The sequence below is a fragment of the Agromyces sp. NPDC056965 genome, from assembly GCF_042673425.1.
In the GTDB taxonomy this organism is placed as follows: domain Bacteria; phylum Actinomycetota; class Actinomycetes; order Actinomycetales; family Microbacteriaceae; genus Agromyces.
The window spans coordinates 26,629-47,828 of the sequence record NZ_JBHURI010000029.1; the positions used below are offsets into that span (position 1 = coordinate 26,629).

The 21,200-nt window shown below is 70.7% G+C and carries 23 protein-coding genes and 1 riboswitch; of the genes, 19 read left to right on the forward strand and 4 right to left on the reverse strand.

Going from position 1 to position 21,200, the window contains the following annotated elements; translation table 11 throughout:
- The 6 genes from ACFTQE_RS09420 (at nt 1) to ACFTQE_RS09445 (ending at nt 3,691) form a co-directional block, all read left to right on the forward strand.
- Nucleotides 1-321 (forward strand): antibiotic biosynthesis monooxygenase family protein, encoded by a 321-nt coding sequence (locus tag ACFTQE_RS09420; protein ID WP_376924806.1) that lies wholly within the window; start codon nt 1-3, stop codon nt 319-321.
- A 92-nt stretch (nt 322-413) separates the two neighbouring features.
- Nucleotides 414-478, forward strand: a riboswitch (guanidine-III (ykkC-III) riboswitch).
- 14 nt (nt 479-492) lie between these two features.
- On the forward strand, nt 493-819 hold the full coding sequence (locus ACFTQE_RS09425; RefSeq protein ID WP_376924807.1) for a DMT family transporter: 327 nt from the start codon (nt 493-495) through the stop codon (nt 817-819).
- A gap of 154 nt (nt 820-973) precedes the next feature.
- Entirely contained in the window at nt 974-1,405 is a 432-nt protein-coding gene (locus tag ACFTQE_RS09430; protein WP_376924808.1) for a hypothetical protein, read from the forward strand.
- Nucleotides 1,399-1,650 carry a helix-turn-helix transcriptional regulator gene (locus tag ACFTQE_RS09435; protein WP_376924809.1) on the forward strand — a complete coding sequence of 84 codons (252 nt, stop codon included), beginning with the start codon at nt 1,399-1,401 and terminating at the stop codon, nt 1,648-1,650. The genes ACFTQE_RS09430 and ACFTQE_RS09435 overlap by 7 nt, the downstream gene beginning before the upstream one ends.
- A complete protein-coding gene (locus tag ACFTQE_RS09440; protein WP_376924810.1) occupies nt 1,647-2,681 on the forward strand; it encodes an NAD(P)-dependent alcohol dehydrogenase in 1,035 nt (344 codons plus the stop codon). The genes ACFTQE_RS09435 and ACFTQE_RS09440 overlap by 4 nt, the downstream gene beginning before the upstream one ends.
- A complete protein-coding gene (locus ACFTQE_RS09445) occupies nt 2,678-3,691 on the forward strand; it encodes an NAD(P)-dependent alcohol dehydrogenase (protein ID WP_376924811.1) in 1,014 nt (337 codons plus the stop codon). The genes ACFTQE_RS09440 and ACFTQE_RS09445 overlap by 4 nt, the downstream gene beginning before the upstream one ends.
- Here ACFTQE_RS09445 and ACFTQE_RS09450 read toward each other — a convergent pair.
- On the reverse strand, nt 3,667-4,647 hold the full coding sequence (locus tag ACFTQE_RS09450; protein WP_376924812.1) for a YeiH family protein: 981 nt from the start codon (nt 4,645-4,647) through the stop codon (nt 3,667-3,669). The two genes, ACFTQE_RS09445 and ACFTQE_RS09450, sit on opposite strands and share 25 nt — an antisense overlap.
- Nucleotides 4,648-4,735: 88 nt before the next feature.
- On the opposite strand from ACFTQE_RS09450, the gene ACFTQE_RS09455 reads away from it, so the two are divergent.
- On the forward strand, nt 4,736-5,872 hold the full coding sequence (locus ACFTQE_RS09455) for an epoxide hydrolase family protein (protein WP_376924813.1): 1,137 nt from the start codon (nt 4,736-4,738) through the stop codon (nt 5,870-5,872).
- A gap of 18 nt (nt 5,873-5,890) precedes the next feature.
- On the opposite strand, the gene ACFTQE_RS09460 is transcribed toward ACFTQE_RS09455, so the two are convergent.
- On the reverse strand, nt 5,891-7,576 hold the full coding sequence (locus ACFTQE_RS09460; protein ID WP_376924814.1) for a dolichyl-phosphate-mannose--protein mannosyltransferase: 1,686 nt from the start codon (nt 7,574-7,576) through the stop codon (nt 5,891-5,893).
- Between the two features lie 51 nt (nt 7,577-7,627).
- Here ACFTQE_RS09460 and rsmI point away from each other — a divergent pair, with 51 nt between their 5' ends.
- The 7 genes from rsmI to ACFTQE_RS09495 all read left to right on the forward strand — a co-directional run bounded on the left by rsmI (nt 7,628) and on the right by ACFTQE_RS09495 (nt 14,597).
- Nucleotides 7,628-8,452, forward strand: coding sequence for a 16S rRNA (cytidine(1402)-2'-O)-methyltransferase (gene rsmI / locus ACFTQE_RS09465; RefSeq protein WP_376924827.1), 825 nt, complete (start codon nt 7,628-7,630; stop codon nt 8,450-8,452).
- Nucleotides 8,453-8,586: 134 nt separating this feature from the next.
- Complete coding sequence (locus ACFTQE_RS09470; RefSeq protein WP_376924815.1) at nt 8,587-9,699, forward strand: NADP-dependent oxidoreductase; 1,113 nt, start codon at nt 8,587-8,589, stop codon at nt 9,697-9,699.
- A gap of 9 nt (nt 9,700-9,708) precedes the next feature.
- Nucleotides 9,709-11,268, forward strand: coding sequence for a methionine--tRNA ligase (gene metG, locus ACFTQE_RS09475; RefSeq protein WP_376924816.1), 1,560 nt, complete (start codon nt 9,709-9,711; stop codon nt 11,266-11,268).
- Between the two features lie 22 nt (nt 11,269-11,290).
- Nucleotides 11,291-12,199: a TatD family hydrolase gene (locus tag ACFTQE_RS09480; RefSeq protein ID WP_376924817.1), complete on the forward strand. Its 909-nt coding sequence runs from the start codon at nt 11,291-11,293 to the stop codon at nt 12,197-12,199.
- A complete protein-coding gene (gene rsmA, locus ACFTQE_RS09485; protein ID WP_376924818.1) occupies nt 12,196-13,068 on the forward strand; it encodes a 16S rRNA (adenine(1518)-N(6)/adenine(1519)-N(6))-dimethyltransferase RsmA in 873 nt (290 codons plus the stop codon). Before ACFTQE_RS09480 ends, rsmA begins: the two co-directional genes overlap by 4 nt.
- A gap of 20 nt (nt 13,069-13,088) precedes the next feature.
- A complete protein-coding gene (locus ACFTQE_RS09490; RefSeq protein ID WP_376924819.1) occupies nt 13,089-13,661 on the forward strand; it encodes a hypothetical protein in 573 nt (190 codons plus the stop codon).
- Nucleotides 13,662-13,670: 9 nt separating this feature from the next.
- On the forward strand, nt 13,671-14,597 hold the full coding sequence (locus ACFTQE_RS09495) for a 4-(cytidine 5'-diphospho)-2-C-methyl-D-erythritol kinase (protein WP_376924820.1): 927 nt from the start codon (nt 13,671-13,673) through the stop codon (nt 14,595-14,597).
- Here ACFTQE_RS09495 and ACFTQE_RS09500 read toward each other — a convergent pair.
- Together ACFTQE_RS09500 and ACFTQE_RS09505 are read right to left on the reverse strand one after the other, a co-directional pair.
- Entirely contained in the window at nt 14,594-14,860 is a 267-nt protein-coding gene (locus tag ACFTQE_RS09500; RefSeq protein ID WP_376924828.1) for an aldo/keto reductase, read from the reverse strand. The two genes, ACFTQE_RS09495 and ACFTQE_RS09500, sit on opposite strands and share 4 nt — an antisense overlap.
- Entirely contained in the window at nt 14,806-15,681 is an 876-nt protein-coding gene (locus tag ACFTQE_RS09505; RefSeq protein WP_376924821.1) for an aldo/keto reductase, read from the reverse strand. Before ACFTQE_RS09505 ends, ACFTQE_RS09500 begins: the two co-directional genes overlap by 55 nt.
- 67 nt (nt 15,682-15,748) lie before the next feature.
- On the opposite strand from ACFTQE_RS09505, the gene ACFTQE_RS09510 reads away from it, so the two are divergent.
- From ACFTQE_RS09510 to ACFTQE_RS09530, 5 genes are all read left to right on the forward strand, one after another.
- Complete coding sequence (locus ACFTQE_RS09510) at nt 15,749-16,339, forward strand: ArsR/SmtB family transcription factor (RefSeq protein WP_376924822.1); 591 nt, start codon at nt 15,749-15,751, stop codon at nt 16,337-16,339.
- A gap of 56 nt (nt 16,340-16,395) precedes the next feature.
- Complete coding sequence (locus tag ACFTQE_RS09515) at nt 16,396-18,246, forward strand: ABC-F family ATP-binding cassette domain-containing protein (protein ID WP_376924823.1); 1,851 nt, start codon at nt 16,396-16,398, stop codon at nt 18,244-18,246.
- Nucleotides 18,247-18,429: 183 nt separating this feature from the next.
- Nucleotides 18,430-19,344 (forward strand): MetQ/NlpA family ABC transporter substrate-binding protein, encoded by a 915-nt coding sequence (locus tag ACFTQE_RS09520; RefSeq protein ID WP_376924824.1) that lies wholly within the window; start codon nt 18,430-18,432, stop codon nt 19,342-19,344.
- A 118-nt stretch (nt 19,345-19,462) separates the two neighbouring features.
- Nucleotides 19,463-20,491, forward strand: coding sequence for a methionine ABC transporter ATP-binding protein (locus ACFTQE_RS09525; protein ID WP_376924825.1), 1,029 nt, complete (start codon nt 19,463-19,465; stop codon nt 20,489-20,491).
- Nucleotides 20,491-21,150, forward strand: a complete 660-nt coding sequence (locus ACFTQE_RS09530; RefSeq protein WP_376924826.1) for a methionine ABC transporter permease — start codon at nt 20,491-20,493, stop codon at nt 21,148-21,150. Before ACFTQE_RS09525 ends, ACFTQE_RS09530 begins: the two co-directional genes overlap by 1 nt.
- Nucleotides 21,151-21,200: the final 50 nt, after the last annotated feature.

The following is a 21,200-nucleotide window of genomic DNA, read 5'->3' on the forward strand; positions in this document are numbered from 1 at the left end:
ATGCAGCGAGAGCGAGAGGGTGCGGTCCTCGAACACGCGCTGCTGCCCGTCGTCCCCGGCCGCGAGGCCGACTTCGAAGCGGCGTTCGCCGAGGCGAAGGCGATCATCGCCGGCATGCCCGGCTTCATCGAGTTGCAGCTGTCGCGCTCGATCGAGACGCCGAACGAGTACCTGCTGCTCGTGCAATGGGAGAGCGTCGAGGCCCACGAGGTCGGGTTCCGCGGATCGCCCGAGTACGGCCGCTGGCGGGAGCTCCTGCACCGGTTCTACGAGCCGTTCCCGGTCGTCGAGCACTTCGCGGAGGTCGCCCGCATCGCGTGACCCGAGCGGATGGCGCGCCGCGGCATCCGCTCGGGTTGCTGCACGGTGCTCACGCTGCACAGTGCCTGCCCAGCCCCGGTTGCTAGCATCGTCTCAGGCCGCCGACTGCGGCCCCGGACGATGGATCAGTACCCGGAACGCGACAAGACTGGCCACGGGAGTGAAGCAGTCATGGCTTGGGTCATCCTCATCGTGTCCGGCGTGCTCGAAGCCGTCTGGGCCACCGCGCTCGGCAAGTCCGAGGGCTTCACGAAGCTCTGGCCGTCGGTCGTCTTCTTCGGGGCGCTCGCGCTCTCGATGGCGGGCCTCGCCTGGGCGATGCGCGACATCTCGACCGGCACCGCCTACGCGGTCTGGGTCGGCATCGGCGCTGCGCTCACCGTGATCTGGGCGATGGTCACGGGCGACACGGATGTCTCGTGGCTGAAGATCGCCCTGCTGTTCGGGCTCGTCGGCTGCGTCGTCGGCCTCAAGTTCGTCGACGGCGGCAGCCACTAGGTTCGCCCCGCCACCCACTGAACGCGCGACTCGTGCTCGAGTCGCGCGTTCGTCGTCTGGCGCAGGTTTGGCCAAATGTAAAAAAACATTGACATGATGTCACCTGCGTTTTACATTGAGTGTAAACAATCTTTGACACGCAAAGGGGACCGCCATGTCGTACGAGGAGAAGGGCACCTGGGTCTACCTCGTGGTCGCCGTCGTGGGCAGTGCGGTGTACCTCTCGCTCGTGCTGCCCCAGTTGCTCGGCGGCACCGCGGCCGCGCAGATCGACTACGTGCCGGTCATGCTCTGGGTGATCGGCGGCGCGATCGTCGCCTCGATCATCGGTCGCATCCTGGTCGAGATCCTCTCGCCGAGCGAGAGCACGCGGGGCGACATCCGCGACAAGGAGATCGACCGGCTGGGGGAGCGGGTCGGCGGCTCGTTCGTCGTGATCGGCGCCCTCGGGGCGCTCGTGCTCGCGATGTTCGACGCCGACGGATTCTGGATCGCGAACACCGTCTACCTGTGCTTCGTGCTCTCCGCCGTCGTCTCGAGCATCACGAAGCTCGTCGCCTACCGCAGGGGAGTGCCGGCATGGTGAAGCCCACGAGGGTCACGAACGAAATCCGCTCGCTGCGGTTCAGGGCCGGCGAGATGACCCAGGCGGAGCTCGCGAAGCGTCTCGGGGTGACCCGTCAGACCGTCATCGCCATCGAGCAGGGACGCTATTCGCCCTCGCTCGAGATGGCCTTCCAGCTCGCGCGGATCTTCGGGGTGCCGCTCGACGACGTCTTCCAGTACCCCGAACACGACGCGGCAACGGACGCGGAGGAGTCGGCATCATGAGAATCGCAGTCCACGAACGGTACGGCCCGCCCGAGGTGGTGCACCTGCAGCAGGCCGCCGATCCCGAGATCGATGCGAACGAGGTGCTCGTGCGGGTCGAGGCGAGCACAGTCGGCCCGTCCGACAGCGCCGGGCGCAGCGGCACCCCGCGCTTCGCCCGCCTCTTCTTCGGACTCACGAGACCGAAGCACCCGGTGCTGGGGTCCGACTTCGCCGGCGTCGTCGAGCGCGTGGGCGCCGACGTGACCCGATTCGCGCCGGGCGACCGGGTGTTCGGCACGCTCGCACCGGCGATGGGGGCGCACGCCGAGCTGGTGAAGATCGCCGAGGAGGCGCCGATCGCGCACATCCCCGACGGGCTCGACGCGGCCGCGGCCGTCGCGACGGTCGACGGGTTCCTCACGGCGCTGCCCTTCCTCCGCGATCTCGCCGAGGTCGCCCCCGGGCAGGTCGTCCTCGTCAACGGGGCAACCGGCACGGTGGGCTCCGCGGCGGTGCAGCTCGCGAGGCACTTCGGCGCGACGGTCGTCGGCGTGTGCAGCACCGCGAACGCGCCGCTCGTCGCATCGCTCGGCGCCGGCCGCGTGATCGACTACACGAGCGAGGACTTCGCCGAGGCGCGCGGCGCCTACGACGCGATCTTCGACGCCGTCGGCAAGCGCTCGTTCGGCGCGGTCCGACGCGCGCTCACGCCCCACGGCATCTACCTCACCACGGTGCCGTCGGCCGCGATCATGGTGCAGTGGCCGGCCACCCGCTGGTTCAGCCGCGGCCGCCGGGCGGCGATCGCGTTCACCGGACTCCGCGACATCCGGCTCAAGGCGGCGGAACTCGCCCTGCTCGTCGAACTCATCGATGCGGGGGAGTTCGTGCCGGTCATCGATCGCATCGTCGCCTTCGACGACATCGCGGAGGCGCACCGACGCGTCGACACCGGGCACAAGGTCGGCAGCGTCGTGGTGGCGGTGTCGCCGGCGGCATCCTCGTCGTCATGGTCTCCGTCGCCGTCCCCGAAGGGGGCCGCAGCGTGAGGGCGGTCGTCCAGCACCGGTACGGCGGCCCCGACGAGCTCGAGCTCGCCGAGGTCGACGCGCCGGAACCCGAGGCCGACGAGGTCCTCATCCGCGTCGCGGCGGTCGCGGTCAGCATGGGCGACGCGCTGCTCATGCGCGGCGAACCGCGTGCGGTGCGACTCGCCTACGGCCTCCGGCGACCGAAGCGGCCGATCATCGGACGAGACGTCGCCGGCGCGGTCGTCGCGGTCGGCGCCGCCGTCACGCGGTTCTCGGTCGGTGATGCCGTCTTCGCGGAATCCGACCAGGGCGGCTTCGCCGAGTTCGTCGCGGTGCCCGAACGGTTCATCGCCGCACGGCCGACCTCCGTCGACGCCGTGCATGCCGCCGCCGTCGTCGTCTCGGGCACGACGGCCCTGCAGGGCCTGCGTCTCGCGGGCGTCGCGGCCGGGCAGCACGTGCTCGTCAACGGCGCCTCCGGCGGCGTCGGCGGGTTCGCCGTGCAGCTCGCGAAGGCGGCGGGCGCCGAGGTGACCGGGGTCTGCCGCGGTGCGAAGGCCGAGCACGTGCGGGCGATCGGCGCCGACCACGTGATCGACTACACGGCCGAGGACTTCACCGCGAACGCCGGCCGCTACGACGTCGTGTTCGATCTCGTCGCCGACCACGCGCTCGGTCGCGTCCGCCGCTCCCTCACACCACGGGGAACGCTCGTGCTGTCGTCGGGCCGGGGCGGCCCCGTGCTCGGGCCGATGCGGCGACTGGCCGCGGCATCCGTCATCTCGCCGTTCGTGTCGCAGCGACTGAGGCCGCTCGCGGCGGCTCGCAGCGGCGACGACCTCGCCGAACTCGCGCGGCGCATCGACGACGGCGAGGTGCGTCCGGTCGTCGACCGGGTGTTCCCGCTCGAGCAGGCTGCTGCGGCGGTCGCCATGCTGGAGTCGGGCGAGGTGCGCGGCAAGATCGTCATCGCGGTGACGGGCGACCGGCCGGGCCGGGCCGCTCAGCCGAGCAGCACGGCGCCGTAGGCGAGCCCCGCGACGAGCACCCACGAGGTGAGGCCGACGACGACGGCCCGCCACCCGGTGCTCGCGAGCTCGCCGAGGCGGATCGAGGCGCCGAGGGCGAAGAGGGCCATCGCGAGCACCGCCGTCTGCAGCGCGTCGGCGCCCGTCAGCACCCACTCGGGCAGCGGCACGAAGGTGTTCAGCAGTACGGCGGCGAGGAACCCCGCCACGAAGAGCGGCACGATCGCGGGCCGGGGGCCCACGACCTCGACCGCCCGTCGCCGCTCGACCGCGACGGTGATCGCGACCATCGGGGCGAGCATGAGCACCCGGGTGAGCTTCACGACGACGGCGACGGCCAGCGCCGCCGTGCCGGCGATCTGCGCGGTCGCGACCACCTGGCCGACGTCGTGCACGCTCGCACCCACCCAGTGCCCGAACTGCACGTTCGAGAGGCCGAGCGGATGCCACAGGGCCGGCAGCACCGCGATCGCGAGGGTGCCGCACAGGGTGACGAGGGCGACCGGCACGGCCTGCTCCTCGTCGCGGGCACGCACCGCGGCGCCCATCGCGCCGATCGCCGACGCCCCGCAGATCGAGAAGCCGCTCGCGACGAGGAGCGGCTGGTGGCCCGGCAGGCCGAGCGCCCGGCCGAGGCCGATCGTGCCGACGAAGGTGAGCACCACCACGGTGACCGTCGTCGCGATCGTGACCCAGCCGAGCGATGCGATGTCGACGAGACTGAGCTTCAGCCCGAGCAGCACGATGCCGATGCGGAGCAGCCGGCGGGCGGCGACCCGCATGCCCGGTGCGAGGGTGCCGCCGAGACTCGGTCGGAGTGCCGGGATCTGCCCGACGACGATGCCGAGTGCGACGGCGGCGGTCAGGAGCGGCACGGCGGGGAAGGCCAGGTGCGCGAGCCACGCGATGAGCGCCGCGGATGCCGCGACGACGAGTCCCGGCAGCAAACGACGCACCGCACAACGGTATCCGACGCAGGCACCGGCCCGGTATCTATCGGAGGGCCCCGGGCCGATCGTCGGCGGTCGGCGGTAGCGTCGCCGCATGGAACCCTTCAGGGTCGACATCGCCGACGACGTGCTCGTCGACCTGCGCCGACGCATCGCCGGGCGCCGGCTCCCGCCACCGACACCGGGGCCGCCGTGGTCGGCCGGCACCGATCCCGCCGAGCTCGAGCGACTGCTCGCCTACTGGGGCGGCGCATTCGACTGGCGCGCGGTCGAGCGCCGGCTGAACTCGGTGCCGCAGTTCACCGCCGATGTCGGCGGCGGCCGCGTGCACTTCGCATGGATCCGCGCGGAGCGGCGCGATCCGGCGCCGGTGCCGATCATCCTCAGCCACGGGTGGCCGTACACCTTCGCCGAGATGCTGCCGATCGTGCCGTACCTCGTCGACCCCGAGCGTCACGGCGGCACGGCGGGCGACGCGTTCGACGTGGTCCTGCCGTCGCTGCCCGGGTTCGGGTTCTCGGATGCCCCGGGCGAAGCGCAGTTCATCGCGAACGGGATCGCCGAGCGATGGCATGCGCTCATGCACGACGTGCTCGGCTACGAGCGCTACGCGAGCTACGGCGAAGACGTCGGCACGTGGATCAGCGATTGGACGGCGGCGCTGCATCCGGAGTCGGTGCTCGGCCTCTTCGCGACCCACGCCGCGTTCCCCTCGGCCGATCGTCGCGCCGATCCCACCGAGGAGGAGCTCGGGTTCCGGGAATGGCTCGATGCGAAGTGGCTCGGCGAGTCGGCCTACAGCGAACTCCAGTCGACGAAGCCCGACACTCTCGCCGCGGCGTTGAACGACTCGCCCACTGGGCTCGCCGCGTGGCTCGTCGAGAAGTTCCGCACCTGGAGCGGCGGCGACGACGCGTACCGGGCTGCGTGGAGCGACGACGACGTGCTCACGACGATCACCCTCTACTGGGCCACCCAGAGCATCGGCACCTCGTTCCGCGCGTACTTCGACGATCGGTTCGACACCGCGCCGATGCCGCCGGTCGAGGTGCCGGTGGGCGTGGCCGTGCAGTACGGCGAACGCGGGTTCCCGCAGAGCTACGCCGCACGCACCTACCGCGACATCCGCGACTGGCGGCAACTGCCGAGCGGCGGGCACTTCACCGTCAAGCAGTCACCCGGGCCGGTCGCCACCGCGATGCGGGAGTTCTTCCGGCCGCTCAGGGAGTGACGCCCGTCGGCCGACGCGTCATCCCCAGCTCGGCAGCCAGAAGTGCAGCTGGCGGAACGTCGGCACCACGGGAACGCCCGACCAGATCGGGAAGAAGAACGCCGAGACCGCCAGCACGAAGCCGAGGTAGATCACGACGGTGGCGATGCCGCGCTCGCGTCGCCATGACGGGTCGTCGCGCCGACCGAGCACGAGCCCGATGACGAAGACGAGCGCGAGCACCATGAACGGCTCGAACGCGATCGAGTAGAACTGGAAGACCGTCCGGTTCAGGTAGCCGAGCCACGGCAGGTACCCCGCCGCGAGCCCGACGAGGATCGCCCCGACCTGCCACTCGCGGTAGCGCACGAGCCGGTAGGCCAGGTAGAAGCACGCCGCCGCCGCCGCCCACCAGATGAGCGGATTGCCGATCTCGATGATCGACGACCAGCAGGTGTCGGCGCCGCAGCCCCCCGAGCCGTCGTCGGTCGAGGAGAAGTACATGTTCGTCGGGCGGATCATGAAGAGCCAGGTGAGCGGATTCGACTGCCACGGATGGGGGCTGTGCACGCCGACGTGGTAGCCGTAGGCCGCCTCGTGGTAGTGCCAGAGGCTCTGCAGGGCGAGCGGAACCCACGAGAACGCCCCGGTCGCGGCGTTGCCCGCCTCTTCGGCCCAGTGCCGGTAGTAGCCGCCGTCGGTCACGAGCCACCCCGTCCACGACGCGAGGTACACGACCGCCGCGACGGGCACGAGGAGCAGGAACGTCACCGGTCCCTGCTTCAGGATCGATGCCGACAGCCAGAAGGGGACCCCGGCACGACGGCGGGCGACCGCGTCGACGACGACGAGGTAGATGCCGAACGCGGCGAGGAACCAGAGGCCCGACCACTTCACCGCGGTCGCCGCGCCGAAGGCGACGCCCGCAGCGACGACCCACGGGCGGGCCCAGAGCGCCGGCCCGTAGTGCGGCTCGCGACCCCAGGCGCGGGCTTCCTCGAGGCGGCCTTCGAGCAGGCGGTTCGACCGGCTGCGATCGAGCAGCACGAACCAGAACCCGAGGAGCGAGAAGAGCATGACCCAGTTGTCGAGCAGTGCGACGCGCGACATCACGATCGCGTTGCCGTCGACCGCGAACAACAGGCCGGCGATGACCGCGAGCATCGTCGACGCGAACAGGCGGCGGGCGATGACCGTCATCAGGAAGACGGCGATCGTGCCCGCGAGGGCGGTCGAGGCGCGCCACCAGAACGGGTCGCCGGCGCCGAAGGCGGCCATGCCGAGCGAGATCATCCACTTGCCGAGCGGGGGATGCACCACATAGGAGGGTGCGTCGTTGAAGACACCGGTGTCGCCCGCCGCGAAGTCGGCGTCGGCGCCCTCGGGCCAGCTCGACTCGTACCCGTTCTGCAGGAGTGTCCACGCGTCCTTCACGTAGTACGTCTCGTCGAAGACGATCGCCGGCGGATGCCCGAGGTTCCAGAACCGCAGCACCGCGGCGATGAGCGTGACGAGGATCGGTCCGCCCCAGTACCAGAGCGCGCGCCGACGGGAGGTCGACAGCACCCGTGCCCACCAGTCGTCGAGGCGCGTGCCCCGGCGCTCCTCGACCGGCTCGTCGAATTCATCGGTCTCGGCGGCCGCGACGTCTGCAGGTTCGTCGTGAGCGGATGCCTCGCCGATGCGTTCATCGCGCGTCTCGGCGGCGCCCGGCTCCACTCCCATGCGCCAACCCTAAACGAGTCCGGCAGGCGGGCTGGTGTCATGCTTGAGACCATGATCATCCTCGCGGCGACGCCCATCGGCAATCTCGGCGACGCTTCCGCCCGTCTGCGCGACGCCCTCGAAGCGGCGGCCGTCATCGCCTCCGAGGACACCCGGGTGACGCAGCGACTGCTCGCCGGCCTCGGCATCGAGAACCGTCCGAGGCTCATCGCCCTGCACGAGCACAACGAGCGGCAGAAGGCGGCCGAACTGGTCGAGCTCGCTCGCGACACCGACCTGCTCGTACTGAGCGACGCCGGCATGCCGACCGTGTCCGACCCGGGGTTCCCGCTCGTGGCGGCGGCCGCCGAAGCCGGAGTCGAGGTCACCGCGCTCCCGGGGCCGTCGGCCGTGATCACCGCGCTCGCCGTGTCGGGGCTGCCGACCGATCGCTTCGCGTTCGAGGGGTTCCTGCCGCGCAAGGCCGGTGAGCGGAGCCGTCGCCTCGCCGAACTCGCGGGCGACCGCCGCACCCTGCTGTTCTTCGAGGGGCCGTCGCGGCTCGCCGCGAGTCTCGCCGCGCTCGCCGAGGCGTTCGGGGCCGACCGGCCCGCCGCCGTCTGCCGTGAACTCACGAAGATGTACGAGGAGGTGCGTCGCGGCCCGCTCGGGGAGCTCGCGACGTGGGCCGAGGCCGGGGTGCGCGGCGAGATCGTGATCGTGGTCGGAGGCGCAGCCGAGCAGGAGGCGAACCCCGAGAACGCGCTCGCACGAGTGCTCGAGCTCGCGGCATCCGGCACCCGGTTGAAGGACGCGGCCGCGCTCGTCGCCGCGGAGAGCGGACTCAGCACGCGCGATCTCTACGAGGCGGCACTGCAGGCGCGGAAACGCGGCTGAACCTCCTGACGCGCCGCGGCGGCGGCCGACACGGCGGGCCGCCAGGCGGGTCGCCCGCGCAGCGTGTCAAGCCCTGTCGGAATCCACCCCGCAGGCGGAGAATGGCAGTACCCGTAGAGCGGTGGAGGTGCGAGATGTCTCACGACCCGACCCACGACCTGGCTCACGTCGTCCGATTCTCGGAGCACGGAGGACCCGAGGTGCTCGAGGTCGTCGAGGAGCCGATGCCGGTTCCGGGCGAGGGCGAAGTGCTCGTCGCGGTCTTCGCGACCGGGTTGAACCCCGTCGAGAGCTCGATCCGGCGCGGCGACCATCCCGATCGCTGGCCCGTGACCTTCCCGTCGCTGCAGGGTCGCGATCTCGCGGGAGTCGTCGCCACGACCGGCCCCGGCGTGTCGACGTTCTCGCACGGCGACGAGGTCATGGGGTTCGTCGATCGCGGCGCCCACGCGACCCACGTCGTCGTGCCCGAGGCGCAGTTGATGACGAAGCCGCCCGAACTCACCTGGGAGGTGGCGGGCTCGCTCTACGTCGCGGGCACGACTGCATGGACGGCCGTCGAGGGGCTCGCGCTGGGTCCGTCCGACACGGTCGTCATCACGGCGGCAGCCGGCGGCGTCGGATGCCTCGCCGCCCAGTTCGCCCGCATGCGGGGCGCAACCGTGATCGGCACGAGCATCGAGACCCGCTTCGACTTCCTGCGGCAGTTCGGGGTGCTGCCCGTCGCGTACGGGCCCGACCTCGCCGAGCGCGTGCGGCCGGTCGCGCCGGGGCCGGTCACCGCGTTCCTCGACTTCCTCGGCGGCGAGACCGACGCCGCGATCGCGCTCGGCGTGCCGAGCTCGAGGATCCTCACGGTGCTCGATTGGGACGCCGTGCAGGAGGAGGAGGCGGTCAAGCTCTACGCCGGCGACGTCGTGGCGCTCGGACGCGTCGCCGCCCTCGTCGCGGCCCGGCGGGCACGGCTGCCGATCGCCGACATCTTCCCGCTCGAAGCCGTCGCCGACGCCTACCGGGCACTCGACCGGCGCGAGGCGCCCGGAAAGATCGTGCTCGGCATGCGCGTCGTCGGCTACGCCGGCCAGAAGGTCCACGAACCCGCGATCAAGGAGCAGGACGTGACGCTCGGCGTGCCGACCCCGCACGAGCACATGGAGGTGGAGGAGGCGGTGCCGCCGGCGATCCTCGACGGGAGCGTTCGCCGCCGCCGACGTAACCGGGACTCCGGGACATCCGGTCGCCCGTAGGATTGGGGGATGGCCGACGGCTCCTCGTTCTATATCACCACGCCCATTTTCTACGTGAATGACGTGCCCCACATCGGGCACGCCTACACGGAGGTCGCCGCCGACGTGCTCGCACGCTGGCACCGACAGGCGGGCGACGACACCTGGATGCTCACCGGCACCGACGAGCACGGCCAGAAGATCCTGCGCACCGCGACCGCCAACGGCGTGACGCCGAAGCAGTGGGCCGACAAGCTCGTCGCCGAGGCGTGGATCCCGCTGCTCGAGACGGTCGACATCGCCAACGACGACTTCATCCGCACCACCGAGGAGCGGCACGAGAAGAACGTGCAGAAGTTCCTGCAGAAGCTCTACGACGACGGCCACATCTACACCGGTGAGTACGAGGGCTACTACTGCGTCGGCTGCGAGGAGTACAAGCAGCCCTCCGACCTCGTGCCCGGAACCGGGGAGTACGAGGGTCAGCTGGTCTGCGCGATCCACTCGAAGCCCGTCGAACTGCTGCACGAGAAGAACTACTTCTTCCGCATGTCGGCCTTCGCCGACAAGCTCCTCGCCCTCTACGAGGAGCGGCCCGATTTCGTGCAGCCCGAATCGGCGCGCAACGAGGTCGTCTCGTTCGTGAAGTCGGGCCTCGCCGATCTGTCGATCTCGCGGTCGACGTTCGACTGGGGCGTGAAGGTGCCGTGGGACGAGTCGCACGTCGTCTACGTGTGGTTCGACGCGCTGCTGAACTACATCACCGCGGCCGGCTACGGCGAAGACGACGCCGAGTTCGCGCGGCGCTGGCCCGCCCAGCACATCATCGGAAAGGACATCCTGCGCTTCCACGCCGTGATCTGGCCCGCGATGCTGCTCGCCGGCGGTCTCGAGGTGCCGAAGGGCGTCTTCGCCCACGGCTGGCTCCTCGTCGGCGGCGAGAAGATGTCGAAGTCGAAGCTCACGGGCATCGCCCCCGAGCAGATCACCGAGACCTTCGGCTCCGACGCGTTCCGCTACTACTTCCTGCGCGCGATCGCGTTCGGCCAAGACGGCTCGTTCTCCTGGGAGGACCTCGCGGCCCGCTATCAGGCCGAGCTCGCGAACGGCTTCGGCAACCTCGCCTCGCGTGTGGTGGCGATGATCAACCGATACTGCGACGGCGCCGTGCCGACGGCCGGCACGCTGACGGCCGCCGACATCGAGATCGCGAGCGTCGAGCGCCGGGCGACGGATGCCTCGTGGCAGGCGATCGACCGACTCGCGATCCACGACGCGATCGGCGCGGCCTGGGAGCTCGTCGACGCCCTGAACGGCTACCTCACGATCGAGGAGCCCTGGACGCTCGCGAAGGACCCGGCGCAGCGCGACCGGCTCGAGACGGTGCTCGCCACGGCGTACCACGGCCTCGGCACCCTCGCCGTGCTGCTCTCGCCCGTGCTGCCGGTCGCGACGGCGAAGCTCTGGACGGCCCTCGGCGCCTCCGGCACCGTGCAGGAGCAGCGCATCGATCGGGCCGACTCCTGGGCGACCGGCACGCAGGTCGCGCCGCTCGAGGCGCTCTTCCCGCGTGTCGAGGTGGCCGAATGATGCGGTTCGGAGCAGCGGCGGCGTGAGCGACCCCTCGCCCGCACACCTCCGCACCCGCTCCGACGGCGGCCGTGCCGCCGAGTACCCGCCGGCGCCCGAGGCGCTCCCCGTGGCCGTGTACGACAACCACACGCACCTCGAGATCGCCGACGGCGCGCTGCCCATCGACGTGCACGAGCACCTCGAGCGCGCGGCATCCGTCGGCATCGCCGGTGCCGTGCAGGTCGGCACGGACGTCGCGACGTCGCGCTGGTCGGCCGAGGTCGCGGCGGTCGAGCAGCGGCTGCTCGCGGCCGTGGCGCTGCATCCCAACGAGGCGCCCGAGCTCGAGGCCGCGGGCACGCTCGACGAGGCCCTCGCGGTGATCGACGAGCTCGCCGCGCGCCCGCGCGTGCGCGCGATCGGCGAGACCGGACTCGACTACTTCCGCACCGGCGAAGACGGACGGGGCGCGCAGTTCCGGTCCTTCGAGGCCCACATCGACATCGCGAAGCGGCACGGTCTCGCCCTGCAGATCCACGACCGCGACGCGCACGACGACGTCGTCGAGACGCTGCGCCGGGTCGGCGCACCCGACCGCACCGTCTTCCACTGCTTCTCGGGCGGCGAGGAGCTCGCGCGGCTCGCCGCCGACGAGGGCTGGTACCTCTCGTTCGCCGGCAACGTCACGTTCAAGAACGCCGAGAACCTCCGCGAGGCGCTCCGGGTCGCCCCGCGAGACCGCATCCTGGTCGAGACGGATGCCCCGTACCTCACGCCCGTTCCGCTCCGCGGCCGTCCGAACGCCCCCTACCTCGTGCCGCACACGGTGCGATTCATGGCCGAGGTGCTGGAGAACGACCTCGACGAGTTCTGCGAACGGCTCGCGGCGAACACGGTGGCGGTGTACGGCTCGTGGCAGGATGAGCCCGTGATGAGGGCGACGGCGTGAACGCGCATCGACACGCGGCCGAGGGGGCCGAGACCGCGCCGCGCCTGCTGGGGCCGGCGGAGATCCGTGATCTCGCGCAGCTGCTCGATGTCACGCCGACGAAGAAGCTCGGCCAGAACTTCGTGCACGACGCGAACACCGTACGCCGTATCGTGCAGACCGCGGGCGTACGCTCGGGTGAGACGGTGCTCGAGATCGGGCCCGGCCTCGGTTCGCTGACCCTCGGGCTGCTCGAGGCCGGCGCATCCGTCATCGCCGTCGAGATCGACAAGCGGCTCGCCGCTCAGCTGCCGCACACCGCGGGCATCATGCAGCCGGGCACCTCGCTCACGGTCGTGACCGAAGACGCGATGCGCGTCACCGAGCTGCCGGGCGACCCCGTGCGGCTCGTCGCGAACCTGCCGTACAACATCTCGGTGCCGGTGCTGCTGCACCTGCTCGAGCACTTCGACTCGCTGCAGTCGGGCATCGTCATGGTGCAGGCCGAGGTCGGCTACCGGCTCGCCGCCGAACCCGGTTCGAAGGTCTACGGCGCACCGAGCGTCAAGGCGGCCTGGTACGGCGACTGGCGCACCGCCGGCCAGGTCTCGCGCATGGTCTTCTGGCCGGTTCCGAACGTCGACTCCGTGCTCGTCGGCTTCGAGCGAACGGATGCCCCCGGTACCGAGGCCGAGCGCCTCGCCACGTTCGCCCTCGTCGACGCCGCGTTCCAGCAGCGGCGCAAGATGCTGCGCCAGTCGCTCTCGACGGTGCTGGGCGGGGGATCGGCGCAGGCGACGGCCGTGCTCGAGGCAGCAGGCGTCGACCCGCAGGAGCGCGGCGAGCAACTCACCGTCGCCGACTTCCTGCGCATCGCCCGCGCGGCCTGATCACGCGCTAGCGTGGTGCCGTGGGGACGCAGGGCATGGGGAAGGATGCCGTGGGCGGCAGCGCCGACGGCATCGGAGACGACGCCGTCGTCAGCGCGACCGGGAAGTCGCGTGATGAGTGGTTCGCGCTGCTCGACGCGGCGGGCGCCGTCGAGTGGAAGCACCAGGCGATCGCGACCTGGCTCGCGCGGGACCAGGGCGTCGACCCGTGGTGGGCTCAGGGCATCACCGTCGGGTACGAGCAGGCACGAGGCATCCGCCTGCCCGGCCAGCGGCAGGACGGCACGTTCGAAGTGAGCGTCACGCGCACGATCGCGGGCGACGTCGAGCCGGCGCTCCGCGCGCTCGCGGCGGTCGTCACCGCACGAACCGGAGTCGAACCGCTCGCCCTCAACCTCGCAGCGAAGTACCCGACCGCCCGCTTCCCGCTCGAGGGCGGCGAGTTCCTGCTCGCCTCGGCGTCTGCGCGCGGCGCGGGGAAGACGTCGATCGGTCTCGTGCGCGGGCGCATGGCGAACGGCGACGACCTCGCCGGGGCCAAGGCGACCCTGCGCAGCTGGCTCGGCGCAGTGACCGTCGAAGCGGTCGGTTAGCGTGGAGTCATGACGATCGCGGCGACCGACGAGGCAGTGCACGTTCGGGCACCCGGCAAGATCAACCTCTTCATGCGGGTCGGGGCGGTGCAGGCCGACGGCTACCACGACGTGGCCACCGCGTACCAGGCCGTCTCGCTCTACGAAGACGTGCGCGCCTGGCCCGACGATCGGTTCACCGTCTCGTTCAGCGGCAGCGTCGACACCTCGGGGCTGCCGACCGACCGCTCGAACCTCGCCATCAAGGCCGCGAAGCTCCTCGCCCGCACCGCGGGCGTGCCGGGCGGCGTGCACCTCGAGATCGAGAAGCACGTGCCGATCGCGGGCGGCATGGGCGGTGGGTCGGCGGATGCCGCTGCCACGCTCGTGGCCTGCGACGCGCTGTGGGGCACCTCGCTCTCCAAGGAGGAGTTGCACGCCCTCGCCGCCAAGCTCGGCGCCGACGTGCCGTTCGCCCTCTCCGGCGGCACGGCGATCGGCACGGGTCGCGGCGACCAGCTCAGCCCCGCGCTGGCGACGGGGTCGTTCCACTGGGTGCTCGCTGTCGCGGAGTTCGGGCTGTCGACGCCCGCCGTCTACCGGGAGCTCGACCGCCAGCGCGAGTCGCGGCTCGGGCTCGTGCACGACGGCACGGCGCCGGTCGTCGACGCCGCGGTGCTGCAGGCGCTCCGCGCCGGCGACGCCCACCGTCTCGCCGAGTCGCTGCACAACGACCTCCAGAGCGCAGCGTTGAGCCTCGCCCCGGGGCTCGGCGGCATCCTCGACCTCGGCGCCGCCCACGGGGCGCTCGCCGGTCTCGTCTCGGGGTCGGGCCCGACGGTCGCGTTCCTCGTCGACGACACCGACTCGGCGCTCGAGCTGCAGGTCGCGCTCTCGGCCGCCCGCCTGCACGCCGTGCACGTGCACGGGGCGGTGCACGGGGCGCGCATCATCTAGTCGTTCGGCGACCCCGCCGGTCGCCCGACTGCCCGTCGTCGGCGATGCGGATCGACCAGCCACGGAATGGCGAATGCGCCGTTGGGGGCGTAGACATCGGTGCCCGGCGGCACGATCTCGTCGATGAGATCGAGCACGTCGTCGTCGAGCTCGACGGCCGCCGCTTCGAGGAGCGACTCGAGTTGCGACAGGGTGCGCGGCCCGAGGATCACCGAGGTGACGGCGCGGTGCGCGAGCGGGAAGGCGGCGGCCAGCGCGGGCAGCGAGGTCCGATCCGCTCTGCGATCGGGATCAGCCGTTCGACGACCTCGAGCTTGCGTGCGGTCACGGGGTCGTCGGGGTCGAACCATGCCGGGCGGAGTGCGGCGCGTCCTTCGGCGGACGGGGCTGCCATGCCGCGCCGGTACCGTCCGGTGAGGAAGCCGAAGGCGAGGGGGCTCCAGGTCAGCACGCCCATTCCCCAGCGCTCGGCCACGGGCAGCACGTCGCGCTCGATGCCGCGCGCGAGGATGTTGTAGGGCGGCTGCTCGGTGCGAAACCGCATCAGGCCGCGTGCTTCGGCGATCCGGTGCGATTCGACGATCTCGTGGGCGGGGAACGTCGAGCATCCGAACGCGCGGATCTTGCCGGCGTGGACGAGGTCGGAGAGCACGCCGAGGGTCTCTTCGAGATCGGTCTCGAAGTCGGGCCGGTGGACTTGGTACAGGTCGAGGTAGTCGGTGCCGAGCCGGGTCAGGCTGGCGTCGACGGCGTTGAGGAGGTGGCGTCGGGAGTTGCCGCCGCGATTGCGCCCCTCTTCGAGTGGGAAGTGACCCTTGGAGGCGAGGATCACGTCGTCGCGACGTCCGCGAAGGGCGTTGCCGACGATGGCCTCGGATTCCCCGCCGGAGTACATGTCGGCCGTGTCCACGAAGTTGATGCCGCGGTCGAGTGCTGCATGCAGGATCCGCTCGCACTCGTCGTGATCGGGGTTCCCGGCCGCCCCGAACATCATGGTGCCGAGCGCGAAGCGCGAGACGCTCATGCCGGTTCGCCCGAGGGTGGCGTATTGCAGGTCGGCGGCTGTCGCAGCAGTGGGGCTCATGCGAGGACGATATCTCCGCAAGAACACTTGCGCAAATATGCTTGCGTAAATTCGGTAGGATCAGGGCATGCAGCACGCGGAGCCGGAACACGACGAACCAGGGGACGTGCGGACCATCGACGAGGTGCGGGCGCTCGCGGCGCTCGCGCATCCGGTCCGCTCGCGCCTCGTCGACGCGCTCGCCGTCGACGGCGACTCCACCACCGGGGCGCTCGCCGGTGCGCTCGGCATCGCGACCGGCAGTGTGTCGCATCACTTGCAGGTGCTCGTCGATGCGGGGCTCGTCGTGAGGGCGCCGCAGGACCCGTCCGACCTCCGTGAGCGCCGCTGGTCGCTCGTGACCCGCGGAATGCGCTGGTCCGCCGAGCAGTTCCGGGGAAGGACGGCCGCCGAATCGGCGGCGAGATCGGCCGATGCCGTCATCCTCGAGCGGCAGTTCGAGCGAGCACGATCGTTCCTGGAGTCGGCGGAGCCGCCGTGGGACGACGTCGCGGTCTCGGGGCACTACTGGCTCCGGTTGAACGCGGACGAGCTCGCCCAGCTCGGACGTCAACTCGACGAGCTCTTCCTGTCGTGGCGACGGCGCGAGATTCCCGACGACGACACCGATCGCCGCGCGGTGCACGGCTTCGCGCGCGTCTTCCCCTCGCGGCCCTGAACCGGCGCGGTGCTCGAATGAGGGGCGACCGCGACGGCGACTAGGCTCGGAGGGACATGGCACATCTTCTGGGCGCCGAGCGCCTGCACCTCGAGTTCCCGACGCGCGTCGTCTTCGACGAGGTCACCCTCGGCATCGACGAGGGCGACCGCATCGGCGTGGTCGGCCGCAACGGCGACGGCAAGTCCACGCTCCTGAAGCTCCTCGACGGCCGGCTCACTGCCGATGGCGGCCGCGTCACGCATCGCCGCGGCATCCGCATCGGCACGCTCGACCAGTCCGACGTCGTCGACCCCGGCAAGACCGTCGCCGAGTTCGTCGTGGGCGGCATCGAGGAACACGTCTGGGCGGGCGACGCGAAGGTGCGCGACGTCATCGCCGGTCTCCTGGGCGACGTGCCGTGGCACGGGCAGATCGCGAGCCTCTCGGGAGGTCAGCGCCGCCGTGTCGGCCTCGCGGCACTGCTCGTCGGCGACTGGGACGTCGTCTTCCTCGACGAGCCGACCAACCACCTCGACGTCGAGGGCATCGCCTGGCTCGCCGGGCACCTGAAGCGTCGCTGGCCGACCGACTCCGGCGCGCTCGTCGTCGTGACCCACGACCGCTGGTTCCTCGACGAGGTCTGCACCGCCACCTGGGAGGTGCACGACGGCATCGTCGAGCCGTTCGAGGGCGGCTACGCGGCCTACGTGCTGCAGCGCGTCGAGCGCGACCGCTCGGCCGCGGCATCCGAGGCGAAGCGCCAGAACCTCATGCGCAAGGAGCTCGCGTGGCTGCGCCGCGGCGCCCCGGCGCGCACCTCGAAGCCGAAGTTCCGCATCGACGCGGCGAACGAGCTCATCGCGAACGAGCCGCCCATTCGCAACAAGGTCGAACTCGACCGGCTCGCGGTCTCCCGCCTCGGCAAGGACGTCGTCGACCTCATCGACGTCACGGTGCAGTTCCCGATGGTCGACCCCGTGACCGGGGAACCGGCGACCCGCACGGTGCTGCACGACGTCGAATGGCGCATCGCGCCCGGCGAGCGCACCGGCATCCTCGGCGTCAACGGCGCCGGCAAGTCGACGCTGCTCGGGCTCGTGACGGGTGCCGTCGAGCCCACGAGCGGCCGGGTCAAGCGCGGCAAGACGGTGCGCATCGCAACCCTCAGTCAAGAGCTGAACGAGCTCACCGAGTGGGCCGAGTCGAGGGTCTCCGCGGTCGTCGCCGAGCAGCGGTCGAGCTATCAGGTCGGCGACAAGGAGATGACGCCAGGGCAGCTGCTCGAGCGCCTCGGCTTCACGACGGCGCAGCTGTCGACGCCCGTCAAGAACCTCTCGGGCGGACAGAAGCGTCGCCTGCAGCTGCTGCTCATCCTGCTCCAGGAACCGAACGTGCTGATCCTCGACGAGCCGACCAACGACCTCGACACCGACATGCTCGCGGCCATCGAGGACCTGCTCGACTCCTGGTCGGGCACGCTGCTCGTCGTCTCGCACGACCGGTACCTCATCGAGCGCGTCACCGACCGCCAGTTCGCGATCCTCGACGGACACCTGCGCGACCTGCCGAGGGGCGTCGAGCAGTACCTCGAGCTGCGCAGGGCATCGGATGCCGCGGCAGCCGCGACGCCGAGCCCGACGACGACGCAGCAGCCCGCCGCCGCGGCGGCGGCGGCGGCCGGCAGCAGCGTGAGCTCGCTCGCGGGCGCCGACAAGCGCAACGCCGAGAAGGAGCTCGCCTCGATCGACCGCAAGCTCGAGAAGCTGTCGGCCCAGATCGCGACGCAGCACGAGAAGCTCGCCGTGCACGACCAGGGCGACTACGTCGGCCTGGCGGCGCTCGGCGACTCGCTGCGCGAGCTCGAGGCCTCCGTCGCCGACCTCGAAACGCGCTGGCTCGAAGTTTCCGAGTCATTGGAGGCCTAGCGTCGCAGAAGCTGTGACGCACTGTGACTCTGGCGTCAAGTGGGCAAAGATTCTTCGCCTAGCGTTGTTCCTGCACCCGCGATCGCGGCATCGAAGCCCCCACCGTCAACAACTGTGGCGGAGCCATGCCCGCTCCACGCCAACAGCACCCGATCGCGTGCAATACAGCGAAAGGGAACCACCATGTCACGTCAGCACCCGTCCTCCCGCCAGTCGAAGCTCATCGCCGCACTCGCCGCGGTGCCGCTCGTCTTCGGCCTCGCCTCCTGCGCCACTCCGGCTGCCGGTGAGGGCGACGCCGCGAACGAGGTCATCAAGATCGGCGTCGTCGGCAAGGCCGACCCCCAGTGGGCCGCCTTCGAAGAGGCCGCTGCCGACGAGGGCATCGAGATCGAACTCGTCGACTTCACCGACTACGCCCAGCCGAACCCGGCGACCACCGAGGGCGAGCTCGACCTGAACCAGTTCCAGCACATCGTCTACCTCGCCGACTACAACGTGTCGGCCGGCGAAGACCTCGCGCCCATCGGCTCGACCGCGATCTACCCGCTCGGGCTCTACTCGACGAAGTACGACTCGGTGAAGGACATCCCCGAGGGCGAGACCGTCGCCGTGCCGAACGACGCCTCGAACCAGGCGCGTGCACTCCTCGTGCTGCAGTCGGCCGGCCTCATCGAACTGAAGAGCGGCGGCACCATCTTCTCCGACCTCGCCGACATCGACGAGTCGGCGTCGAAGGTCAAGGTCACCGCACTCGAGGCCTCGCTCACGCCGACCTCGCTGCCCGACCTCGCCGCGGCCGTCATCAACAACGACTTCGTCGCCGACGCGGGCCTCACCTTCGAGGACGCGATCGCGCAGGACGACCCGACCGACCCGAACGCGCTGCCCTACGTGAACATCTTCGCCACGCGCGCCGAAGACAAGGACAACGCGACCTACAAGAAGCTCGTCGAGATCTTCCAGACCGACCCCGAGGTGCAGGCCGGCCTCCTCGAGGCATCCGGTGGCACCGGCGTCTCGGTGCAGACCCCCGTCGCGGACCTCGAGAAGTCGCTCACCAAGGTCGAGGCCGACACGAAGGCATTCAAGGGCTGATCTCCCGAGTTCCGACCCGGAGCGATCCGGATCAGCTCTCGCGATCGACCACCCGCCGACGGGCGGCGGGCACCGACTCCGGTGCCCGTCGCCCGGTTCGGCGTTGAAGGAGAACACCATGGCGCTCGTCGCCCTGCGCAACGTCACGAAGACGTACCCCGCGCCCGAGAAGGGCGCCCCGCCCGTCGTCGCGATCGACGGCGTGACCCTCGAGGTCGAACCCGGTGACGTGTACGGCATCATCGGCTACTCGGGCGCAGGCAAGTCCACGCTCGTGCGACTCGTGAACGCGCTCGAACCCGCGACCTCGGGTTCGATCGAGGTCGACGGCCGGGAGATCACGACCATGCCCGAGCGCGAGCTCCGCGGCATCCGTCTCGGTATCGGCATGATCTTCCAGCAGTTCAACCTCTTCAACTCGAAGACGGTGTGGGCGAACATCGCCTATCCGCTGACGGTCGCTGGGGCGTCGAAGAGCGAGATCGCGGCTCGCGTCGCCGAGCTGCTCGAGTTCGTCGGCCTCACCGACAAGGCCAGGAACTACCCCGACCAGCTCTCGGGCGGGCAGAAGCAGCGCGTCGGCATCGCCCGTGCGCTCGCGACCTCGCCGCGGCTGCTGCTCGCCGACGAGGCGACGAGCGCGCTCGACCCTGAGACGACGCAGGAGGTGCTCGCGCTGCTGAAGCGCGTGAACCGCGAGTTCGGGGTCACCATCATCGTCATCACGCACGAGATGGACGTCATCCAGTCGATCGCGACGAAGGTCGCCGTCATGGACGGCGGTCGCGTGATCGAGCACGGCGACGTGTTCGACGTCTTCTCGAACCCGCAGAACCCGTCGTCGCAGCGCTTCGTCGGCACGGTCGTGAAGGGCATCCCGTCGCCCGCCGAGCTCGACGTGCTGCGCGAGCGCCACGAGGGTCGCATCGTCACGGTCTCGTTCCGAGACGGCGACGCCTCGCAGGCTGCGGTCTTCGTCGCCCTCGCGACCGCCGGCGTCGAGTTCGAGCTCGTCTACGGCGGCATCAACGACATCCAGGGGCGAGCCTTCGGTCACCTCACGCTCGCGATCAGGGGCGCGGATGCCGCGGTCGACGCGGTGCTCGCCGAGATATCCTCCCGCGTCGACGTGACGGAGGTGTCGTGATGGACCGCCTGTTCGAACTCGGCCCCGAGTTCTGGGCCGCCGCCGTCGAGACGCTCTACATGGTGGGGCTCACGCTCCTGTTCGGCGGGGTCGCCGGGCTCCTGCTCGGCATGGTGCTCTACACGACGCGGCCCGGCAGCCTGCTGTCGAACCGAGCCGTGTTCACCGTCGTGAACGTCGTCATCAACTTCTTCCGTCCGATCCCGTTCATCATCTTCATCGCGGCGGTGCAGCCGCTCTCGCGCGTCGTGATCGGCACGGGCATCGGCAACGACGCCCTCGTGTTCGCGCTGTCCATCGCTGCGTCCTTCGCGATCGCGCGCATCGTCGAGCAGAACCTGCTCACGGTCTCGCCGGGCGTCATCGAGGCCGCGAGAGCGATGGGTGCCGGTCCGTTCCGGATCCTCCGAACGGTCGTCGTCCCCGAAGCGCTCGGGCCGCTCATCCTCGGCTACACCTTCGTGCTCGTCGCCATCATCGACATGACCGCCGTCGCCGGCCTGATCGGCGGAGGCGGACTCGGCAACTTCGCCCAGGTCTACGGCTACCGGCAGTTCCAGCCCCTGATCACGTGGGCCGCCGTCATCCTCATCGTCGTGTTCGTGCAGGCCGTCCAGTTCCTCGGCAACTGGCTGGCCCGCAAGGTCATGCGCCGATAGCGCCGATAGCGCCGAGAGCGGCGCAGCGGATGCCGCCGACTGCCATCGCT